The sequence below is a fragment of the Streptomyces sp. SID486 genome (genome assembly GCF_009865385.1).
GTDB lineage: Bacteria > Actinomycetota > Actinomycetes > Streptomycetales > Streptomycetaceae > Streptomyces.
Window position 1 is genome coordinate 1 of the sequence record NZ_WWJT01000731.1, and the last position, 8,764, is coordinate 8,764.

The 8,764-nt window shown below is 73.8% G+C and carries 9 protein-coding genes; 2 read left to right on the plus strand and 7 right to left on the minus strand.

Annotated elements, in window-relative coordinates; translation table 11 throughout:
- Window positions 1-110: 110 nt before the first annotated feature.
- The 5 genes from GT045_RS34260 to GT045_RS34280 all read right to left on the minus strand — a co-directional run bounded on the left by GT045_RS34260 (window position 111) and on the right by GT045_RS34280 (window position 4,918).
- A complete protein-coding gene (locus GT045_RS34260) occupies window positions 111-1,208 on the minus strand; it encodes a PP2C family protein-serine/threonine phosphatase (RefSeq protein WP_161336577.1) in 1,098 nt (365 codons plus the stop codon).
- Between the two features lie 74 nt (window positions 1,209-1,282).
- Window positions 1,283-1,543: a hypothetical protein gene (locus GT045_RS34265; RefSeq protein ID WP_202529291.1), complete on the minus strand. Its 261-nt coding sequence runs from the start codon at window positions 1,541-1,543 to the stop codon at window positions 1,283-1,285.
- A 69-nt stretch (window positions 1,544-1,612) separates the two neighbouring features.
- Window positions 1,613-2,644 carry an SDR family oxidoreductase gene (locus tag GT045_RS34270; RefSeq protein WP_161292806.1) on the minus strand — a complete coding sequence of 344 codons (1,032 nt, stop codon included), beginning with the start codon at window positions 2,642-2,644 and terminating at the stop codon, window positions 1,613-1,615.
- A 522-nt stretch (window positions 2,645-3,166) separates the two neighbouring features.
- Window positions 3,167-3,823 carry an HAD family hydrolase gene (locus GT045_RS34275; protein ID WP_161297691.1) on the minus strand — a complete coding sequence of 219 codons (657 nt, stop codon included), beginning with the start codon at window positions 3,821-3,823 and terminating at the stop codon, window positions 3,167-3,169.
- Between the two features lie 51 nt (window positions 3,824-3,874).
- Window positions 3,875-4,918, minus strand: a complete 1,044-nt coding sequence (locus tag GT045_RS34280; protein ID WP_161336578.1) for a PHP domain-containing protein — start codon at window positions 4,916-4,918, stop codon at window positions 3,875-3,877.
- Between the two features lie 177 nt (window positions 4,919-5,095).
- Between GT045_RS34280 and GT045_RS34285 the strand changes: the two genes are divergently transcribed.
- Both GT045_RS34285 and GT045_RS34290 read left to right on the plus strand, forming a co-directional pair.
- Window positions 5,096-5,899, plus strand: coding sequence for an SDR family oxidoreductase (locus GT045_RS34285; RefSeq protein WP_161336579.1), 804 nt, complete (start codon window positions 5,096-5,098; stop codon window positions 5,897-5,899).
- A 343-nt stretch (window positions 5,900-6,242) separates the two neighbouring features.
- Window positions 6,243-6,488, plus strand: a complete 246-nt coding sequence (locus GT045_RS34290; RefSeq protein WP_161295438.1) for a hypothetical protein — start codon at window positions 6,243-6,245, stop codon at window positions 6,486-6,488.
- Between the two features lie 9 nt (window positions 6,489-6,497).
- Here GT045_RS34290 and GT045_RS34295 read toward each other — a convergent pair whose 3' ends face one another.
- Together GT045_RS34295 and GT045_RS34300 are read right to left on the minus strand one after the other, a co-directional pair.
- A complete protein-coding gene (locus GT045_RS34295; RefSeq protein ID WP_161336580.1) occupies window positions 6,498-7,730 on the minus strand; it encodes a family 16 glycosylhydrolase in 1,233 nt (410 codons plus the stop codon).
- A gap of 93 nt (window positions 7,731-7,823) precedes the next feature.
- Entirely contained in the window at window positions 7,824-8,441 is a 618-nt protein-coding gene (locus GT045_RS34300; protein WP_161336581.1) for a VanZ family protein, read from the minus strand.
- Between the last annotated feature and the right edge of the window lie 323 nt (window positions 8,442-8,764).

The window sequence follows — 8,764 nt, forward strand, 5'->3', positions numbered from 1 at the left end:
CGACCGCCGCGCGCCCGGCCGTCCTGCCGTCCGAGTCCCGCACCGAACCGACGGCCGCGCGCCCGGCCGTCCTGCGGGCCGCCGGCCCGTCCGCGGCCCGGGCCCGCGGCTCACTCCGGCGACTCGCTCAGCCGTACGGCGAGAGCGGCGATGTCGTCGTCCAGGTGCCCCCGGCTGTAGCGCAGCAGGTCGCGGTGGAGCGCCGAGAGCAGTTCCCGGGGCGGCACCGGGGGCTGTCCGCCCATCCAGGACGCCAGCGGGAAGAACTCGCCGTCGCGGGCGCGGGCCTCGGCGACCCCGTCGGTGTACAGGAGCAGCAGGTCGCCGGGGGCGAAACCGAAGGTGTCGACGCTGTAGTGATCGCCCATCAGCTCCGCGAGGCTGAGCAGCGGCGAGGGCACGGTGGGTTCGAGGACACGGAGCTCCCCGGCGTTGCGCAGCAGCGGCGGGGGATGTCCGCAGTTGAGGATCCCGATCCGGCCGCCCCCGTGCGGGATCTCGACCAGGAGCGCGGTGGCGAAGCGCTCCATCGGCCCCTCGGAAGGGAACGCGGCGTTGTACCGGCTGCTGCTGGCGTCCAGCCGGCGCGCCACCGCGACGAGGTCGGCCTCGCCGTGGGCCGCCTCCCGGAAGGAGTTGACGATCGCCGCCGCCGCCCCCACCGCCGGCAGCCCCTTGCCGCGCACGTCACCGATGAGCAGCCTGATCCCGAACCGGGTGTCGACCACCTCGTAGAAGTCCCCGCCGATACGGGCCTCCGCGGCGGCCGCGAGATACAGCGTCTCGATCTCGACGCCCGCGAACCGGCACGGCATCGGACTGAGCACCACCTGCTGCGCCGCGTCGGCGACGAGCCGCACGTGGAACAGGGTCCGCTCCCGCTGGAGCCGGACATGGCTGCCGTAGGCGGCCGCCACGGTGACCGCGATGATCCCGCCGGCCGTCCACCACGTCCCCAGACCGGGGAACACCATGCTGAGGCCGATCATCAGGAAGAGGCAGACCGTGCCCAGCAGGACGGTGGGCAGCACCGGCCACATCGCGGCGGCGAGGGCCGGCGCCGCCGGCAGCAGGCGGCTGAAGGCCATCTCCGGGGGAGTGGCGTACGCCAGGCTGGCGATGACGACGGTCAGGATCACCGGCGACAGCAGCACCAGCGGCCTCCGGTCGTGGCGACGACGGAGCCGCAGCCGTCCAGACTCGATCACACTTCACAGGGTATCCACGCAAAATGGACATGGCGCTCTGGTCGCTCTACGCCGGTGGCTCTACGCCGGTGGCTCTACGCCGACGGCTCCTGCGGCTCGGGATGCTCGGGATGCACCGTTCCCGTGCTCGGCGCGCCCCGGGGGCCGCTGCCGGCCTCGTCGGTGTCCGGCGCCTGCTCGTCCCGCTCGTCGTCGGGCCCGTCGCCGACCGGGTGCCCCGGTACGACGTCCCACGGATCGTCTCCGGGGCCGGCCTGCTGGTCGGGCAGGTCCCTGGGCACCGGGGTCTCCTCGGGTCCTGACCCGCCACCGGTCTCCTGCTCACGCATGGCCATGGTCTGCCGCGCTCCTTCCTGGCTCTCGCCTGGTTCGTGTGGTGTTCCGTGTTCCCGGAGCCGGCCCGTTCAGCCGACCTTCCGCCCGCGCATCGGCTCGGTCCGCATCCCGCCGCCCTGCCGCAGGCCCTCCAGGAACTCCTGGATCACCTCGGTCGACGTGTGCCGGGGCTGCCAGCCCAGCTCGGTACGCGCCCGGGCGCAGTCCATCAGCGGCAGCCGCAGCACGGCGTCGAACAGGTGCGGAGAGGCCGGAAGCAGGTGCAGCCCCCATGCGGCGGCGATCGCCGAGCGGGCCGCCGAACGCGGCAGTCGGACGGGACGGGAGCCGAACAGCTGGGCGAGCACCCCGGCGTCCAGCGGGGGGTCGGCGGCCAGATTGAAGGCGCCCCGGGCGGTGTCCGAGTGCACCGCGAGCCGGTACGCCTCGGCCGCGTCGTCCGTGTGCAGGGCCTGCACCCGCAGGCCGGGGACGTCCGGCAGGAAGGGCAGCAGCTCGGGGCGGGCCAGCGGACCGGGCAGGAAGCGCCCGCCGAAGATCCGCCGCTGCTCGCTCGCCGACTGCCACTTGAACAGGAACGCCGGGCGCATCCGGACCACCCGCACCTCGGGGTGATCGCGCTCGAACACGTCCAGGGTGCGCTCCAGGTAGGCCTTCTCGCGGCAGTAGGCGGCGTCCGGCCAGCCGTGTGTCGGCCAGGACTCGTCGACCGGCCGGTCCTTCGGCCCCGGCGAGTACGCCCCGACGGAGGAGGCGTGCACCAGCACCGGCACCCGGGCCGCGGCCACCGCCTCGAACACGCGGATGCCGCCGAGCACGTTGGTCCGCCAGGTGGTGGCCGGATCGTGCGTCGGCTGGAACGCCCAGGCCAGGTGGATGACGGCGTCGGCGCCCTCGAACCGCTCGGCGAGGTTCGCCTGGTCCGAGGCGATGTCGACGGCCGACCACTCGGTCTTCTCCGGTGACCATTCGGGCACCCGCCGGGCCAGTCCCCGCACCGACTTGACGTCGGGGTCCTCCGAGAGCAGACGTACCACGCTCGTCCCGACATTGCCGGTGGCTCCCGTCACGACGACCCTGTTGCCCGCTGAGCTGCTCACCTTCGGCTCCTCTCGTCGACACGGCGGAAGCTGCGACGAGCGGCCGGGTACCCGGGCGCCGCAGGGGCACACGCGGCGCCCGGCGCCGTGGACGGCGGCACCCGGGCAGTCGTCGTCCGCCGTGGACGGCGGCACCCGGGCAGTCGTCGTCCGCCGTGGACGGTGGCACCCGGGCAGGCGTCGGCCGCTTTGGGCGGTGGCACCCGGGCAGGCGTCGGCCGGCGTGGACGGTGGCACCCGGGCAGGCGTCGGCCGCTTTGGGCGGCGGCACCCGGACACGGGCGGGCAGTGAAGAGCCCCGGCCGTGACGGGGGATTCACGGCCGGGGCGGTCAGGTGGTGGGTGCGGACGGCGGTCGCCTCTCGGCGAACGGCTCCACAGGGCTTCAGCCGGACGATCGTCCCTGTGGGCAGAAGGTGAGGCCCGGGGACACTGTCCCGTCCACACCCACGGTTGGTTCAACGGGCAACCATGCTGGGGTGTTCCACCGGCGCCCGTGACCTGCGTCACCTCGGGGTCCGCTCAGGCCAGCGGAGTCTCCGCCAGCCGCGCCAGCAGGTCGGACGGGTCGGCGTACACCGCCTCCGCGCCCGCCTCCTCCAGGTCGGCCCGGGGGATCCCGCCGCACAGCACGCCCACGCAGCGCACCCCCGCCTTGCTGCCCGCCCGCATGTCCCACACGGTGTCCCCGACGAACACCGCCCGCGAGGCCGGCACCCCGGCCAGCTCCAGCGCGTGCTCCACGGGCTCGGGGGCCGGCTTGCCCTCCTGTACGTCGTCGGCGCTCGCCGTGTCCGTGATGGCGTCGTCCGCGTCGATCGCCCGGCGCAGCGCGCCCAGCTCGGACCCGCTCGCCGAGGTGGCCAGGACCACCGTCCAGCCGTCCCCGTGCAGCCGCCGCAGCAGTTCCCCGGCGCCCGGCAGGGCGGGGAGCCGGTCGAAGTACTGGCCGTACAGCGCCTTGTGCGCGTCGCTCAGCTCGTCGTCCCGGTCCGGGTCGCGGTCGTCGCCGAGCAGATGGGCGATCAGGTCCGTGGAGCCCAGGCCGATGGCCCGGTGCACGGCGTGCATGGGCACGTCGTGCCCGGCCTGGCGGAACGCCTCCCACCAGGTGACGACGTGGAGGTGGTTGGTGTCGACGAGGGTTCCGTCGACGTCGAAGACGGCGGCGCGGTCCATGCGGGGTCCTTTCCAGGCGCTCGGTACGGGTCGGGTACCACGCGGGGCAGGTCAGGAATCCACCGCACGCGCCGGCACCCGGCCTTCTCGGGTCCAGGCCAGCAGTTCGCCGGCCGACCAGGTGGTCACCACCCGGCCGGGCGGCACCCCGCACTCCTCGGCCCGGGCGCAGCCGAGGATCTGCCAGTCGAGCTGGCCGGGCGCGTGCGCGTCGGTGTCGACCGAGAACAGCACCCCCGCCTCGACCGCCCGGCGCAGCAGCCGCCGGGGCGGGTCCAGCCGCTCCGGCCGGCTGTTGATCTCCACGGCCGTGCCCGCCTCGGCGCACGCGGCGAACACCTCGTCCGCGTCGAACTGCGACTCCGGCCGCCCCCGGCCCGTCACCAGGCGCCCGGTGCAGTGCCCGAGGACGTCCGCGTGCGGATTGCGCACGGCGGCCACCATCCGGCGGGTCATGGACCGGGCGTCCATCCGCAGCTTGGAGTGCACCGACACCACGACCACGTCCAGCCGGTCCAGCAGCTCCGGTTCCTGGTCCAGCGAGCCGTCGTCCAGGATGTCGCACTCGATGCCGGTGAGCAGCCGGAACGGTGCCCAGCGCTTGTTCAGGTCCGCCACCGCCTCCAGTTGCTCGCGCAGCCGCCCGGCCGACAACCCGCGGGCCACGGTCAGCCGGGGCGAGTGGTCGGTGAGCACCGTCCACTCGTGCCCCAGCCCGGCCGCCGCCCGTCCCATCTCCTCGATCGGGCTGCCCCCGTCGGACCAGTCCGAGTGCGTGTGGCAGTCCCCGCGGATCAGGGAGCGCAGCGCGGTTCCGGGGCCGTCCGCGGCGGCCGGCGCGGCGGCCTCGTCCTCCAGCTTGCGCAGGTATCCGGGCGTCTCGCCGGCCAGCGCCTCCCGCACCACCTGCGCGGTCTTCGGTCCGACGCCCTTCAGCGACTCCAGCGTCCCCGCCGCGGCCCGCCCGGCCACCTCGTCCGCGGGCAGCGCGGCGAGCACCCGGGCGGCGGTCCGGAAGGCTTTCACCCGGTAGGTGGGCGCCAGGGCTCGCTCCAGCAGATAGGCGATCCGCTCCAGGGCGGCGACGGGTTCCATGGACACCAGGTTCACACCGGACACCCCGCGGGGGCGCGGGGAACGGCCCGTCCGCCCCGCCACGGCCGCCGCCCCGCACCCCTCGCGGCCCCGGGGCGGGAGCCGTTTGTGCGCCCCGCTCCCGGGTACTGCGATGCCCTGTCCACGTCCAGGTGAAGTCCCGTGAGGAGACGAGCGATGTCCACACCGGCAGGGCGGCGAACGGCGTTGATCACCGGAGCGGACAGCGGCATCGGCCGTGCCACCGCCGTACGCCTGGCCGAGGCGGGCCTGGACATCGGCATCACCTGGCACTCCGACGAGAAGGGTGCCGAGGAGACGGCCGAGGAGGTCCGCGCGCACGGCCGCCGGGCCGCCGTGGCCCATCTGGACCTGACCCGGCTGCCCGGGGCCGCCGACACGGTGGACGCGCTCTGTGCCGAGCTGGGCCGCCTCGACGTCCTGGTCAACAACGCCGGCACGGGCACCATGACCCCGTTCCTGGACCTGACCCTGGCCGACGTGCGCCGGGTCCTGGACGTCGACCTCGTCGGCCCGTTCCTGCTCGGGCAGCGAGCCGCCCGGCAGATGATCCGGCAGGGCGACGGCGGGCGGATCGTCAACGTCACCTCCGTGCACGAGCACCAGCCCCGGGTCGGCGCGGCACCGTACTGCGCGGCCAAGGGCGGACTCGGGCTGCTCACCCAGGTGATGGCCCTGGAACTGGCTGAACACGGCATCACCGTGAACGCGGTCGCGCCGGGGGAGATCGCCACCCCGATGACCGGCCAGGAGGACACCGACGTGCGCACCGAGCGCCGTCCCGGTGTGCCGCTCGGCCGCCCCGGCGATGCCCGGGAGGTCGCGGCGGTGATCGCGTTCCTCGCCGGCCCGGACGCGTCCTACGTCACCGGCGCCTCCTGGAGCGTCGACGGCGGCATGCTGCGGATGGGGCCGCAGGCCGGTTCGCACCTGACCGCCGACGACTGGCGTCGTCCCTGACACGCGGGCCGTCCGCGAGCTGCCGGTACGCCCACCGCGCCCGGGGGGAAGGGGGAGGCCGTCGCGCCCACCCGGGAGGGCATTCGCCCCGCACTCACCCGGGGAGTGACCATCACCCCCGCGCTCAACCGGAGCGGCATTCGCCCCCCGCACTCACCCGGGGAGTGACCATCACCCCCGCGCCCCCCGGAGTGGCATTCGCCCCCCGCGCTCACCCGGCTGGGTGAACACGGGGGCTCCGCCGTCCGGCCGCGCGGGGCAGCGTGGACGGCGCCGTCCTCGATCTCCTGGACGGCGCACGCGGATGAGCCGGGGACCCCTCGTGCGTTCTACGCTGAATCGCATGACCGAACAAGGAGCTCCCTACATCTCCCGGCCGCGGATCCTGGTGCTCGGTGTCTGCCCGGGCAGACACGGCGAACCGCCCTTCCGGATCATGGAGATCGACGGCGAGGTGGTCGGTGAGGCCAGGACCGTCACGGACGTGCTGGAGACCGCCGCCGCCCACGGCATCCCCATCCATGACCTGGACGATCCGGACGTGGTCCGCTTCGTGGGCGGCGACAAGTACACCTGGAAGCTGCACTGAGCCGACGGCTCAGCCGAGCGTCCACTTCTGGTTGGCGCCGCCCGAGCAGGTCCACAACTGCAGCCGGGTGCCGTTGGCCGAGTTGTTCCCGGTGACATCCAGGCACTTGTTCGCCTGCGGGTTGACGATGTCGTGCGCCCCGGAGACGACCCACTTCTGGTTGGGGCCGCCGGTGCAGTCCCACAGCTGCACGGCCGAGCCGTCCGCGGTGCCGTTGCCGACGACGTCCAGGCACTTGCCGAGCGCCCGGAGCGTGCCGTCCGAGCCGACCGTCCACGTCTGCGCACCGGTGCCGTTGCAGTCGTAGAGCTGGACCGCGGTGCCGTTCGCGGGGTTCGCGCCGGCCACGTCCACGCACTTGCCCGCGAGTCCGCGGATCGGCACACCGGCCGCGCTGTCGCTCGTCGTCACCGACACCGAGTCCACCACCAGCGTCTGCGGGAACTGCGTGGAGCCGTCCGGGTCACCGGGCCAGTAACCGCCGACCGCGAGGTTCAGGATCAGGAAGAACGGCTTGTTGAACACCCAGGTCTTCCCGCCGAGGTCGGCGGGTGTGCGCCGCTGGTAGACGTTGCCGTCCACCGACCAGGTGATGGAGTCGGGCGCCCAGTCGACGGCGAAGGTGTGGAAGGCGTCCGCGAAGGCTTGTCCGTTCGGCAGCGAGTAACCGGCGCCTATCCCGCCCGAACCGGAGTAGCCGGGGCCGTGGATGGTGCCGTGCACGGTCGAGGGTTCGAAGCCGACGTTCTCCATCACGTCGATCTCACCCGAGTCCGGCCAGTTGACCGGGGTGCCGAGCATCCAGAAGGCCGGCCACATGCCCTGCCCGCGCGGGATCTTCATCCGCGCCTCGACATGCCCGTACTGGGCGTTGAACTTCCCGGCGGTGTTCAGCCGGGCGGAGGTGTACTGGCAGCTTCCGTACCAGCACTGGTACCCCGCCGGGTTCTCCTTGCGGGCCGTGATCACCAGATGGCCCTGTCCGTCCAGGGCCGCGTTCTTCGTGCCCGACGTGTAGTACTGCCGCTCGTGGTTGTTGACGTTGTCACCGGTCTCCAGCGTCCATTTCGACCCGTCGACCGCCGAGCCGGCGGCACCGTCGAAGGTGTCGGAGAAGGTGGTGACGGCCGTCGCGGCCGGTGCGGCGCTCTGGGCCCGCGCCGGGCCCACGGCGGCGGTGCCGACCAGCGCGGCGGACAGGACGGCGAGGAGACATCTGCGGAGCAGGCGAGGGGAGGCCATGGCTCTCCGTTCCGGTGGGGGGAATTGATGCCCTTGATTTAAGGAGTGAGATAAGAGGGCGTCAATAGTCTGGTACGGACCTGGTGCCGAAGGTCACTCGGCGGCCGGCGCCGGCACCCGCCGGTGCACCCCGCGCCCGAGCCGCCGTCCCAGCAGCAGCCAACCCAGCAGCGCCCCGCTCGTGTTGAGGATGACGTCGTCGATGTCGAAGGCCCGCCCGGTCACCAGCGCGCCCTGCGCCAGCTCCACCATCAGCATCACCAGAGCCGTGAGCGCCAGCACCCGCAGGACCCCGCGGGCGCGCGGGGCGAGCACCGGTACCAGTACGCCGAACGGCACCCCGAGCAGCACGTTGCCGCCGATCTGTTTGACCGTGTCCCGGAACTGCCCCTGCTGGATGTAGGCGTTCAGGGAGCGGCCGGGATGCAGGTTGCTGTGCGTCAGCGGCACCGAGGCGGGCGACGGCTGCAGGGTGATGCGGGCCAGGACCACGGCGAACGCCACCATGAAGGCGAAGGCGACCAGCATGGCCAGCAGCCGGACCGGCAGTGGCAGCGCGTGCCGCGTGACCGGCGCACCGGCCGGCGCCTCCCGCCTGCGGGAGGGCCGCAGAACCGCGGGCAGCCGCGGGGCGCTCCGGGCCGGTGCCGGCCGCTCCCTCTTCGTGGAGGCGCGCAGAACCGCGGGCAGGCGCAGGGCGGTACGGGCCATGGGGTCCTCCTGAACTTCGCCGGGTGGTAGGGCGCTTACCCGGCATCCGGACCGGGATGCCGCCCGTCCCGGGGCGGCGGGCGCGGCGGAACCGGTGCGCCCGCCACCCCGCCACCGCGCGCACGCCCGGGTTGCGGCACCGCGCGTGGCGACCGCAGCGCCCGGGCTCGGCAAGGCGCGTGGCGACCGCAGCACCCGGGCTCGGCACGGCGCGTGGCGACGGCAGCACCCGGGCTCGGCACGGCGCGTGGCGACGGCAGCACCCGGGCTCGGCACGGCGCGTGGCGACGGCAGCACCCGGGCTCGGCACGGCGCGTGGCGAC

What these genes read in the sequence shown, in the direction of transcription:
- GT045_RS34280 (WP_161336578.1), bottom strand. Translation starts at nt 4,918, where the DNA reads ATGGAACCCGTCGCCGCCCTGGAGCGGATCGCCTATCTGCTGGAGCGA.
- GT045_RS34290 (WP_161295438.1), top strand. Translation starts at nt 6,243, where the DNA reads ATGACCGAACAAGGAGCTCCCTACATCTCCCGGCCGCGGATCCTGGTG.
- GT045_RS34285 (WP_161336579.1), top strand. Translation starts at nt 5,096, where the DNA reads ATGTCCACACCGGCAGGGCGGCGAACGGCGTTGATCACCGGAGCGGAC.
- GT045_RS34300 (WP_161336581.1), bottom strand. Translation starts at nt 8,441, where the DNA reads ATGGCCCGTACCGCCCTGCGCCTGCCCGCGGTTCTGCGCGCCTCCACG.
- GT045_RS34275 (WP_161297691.1), bottom strand. Translation starts at nt 3,823, where the DNA reads ATGGACCGCGCCGCCGTCTTCGACGTCGACGGAACCCTCGTCGACACC.
- GT045_RS34265 (WP_202529291.1), bottom strand. Translation starts at nt 1,543, where the DNA reads ATGGCCATGCGTGAGCAGGAGACCGGTGGCGGGTCAGGACCCGAGGAG.
- GT045_RS34295 (WP_161336580.1), bottom strand. Translation starts at nt 7,730, where the DNA reads ATGGCCTCCCCTCGCCTGCTCCGCAGATGTCTCCTCGCCGTCCTGTCC.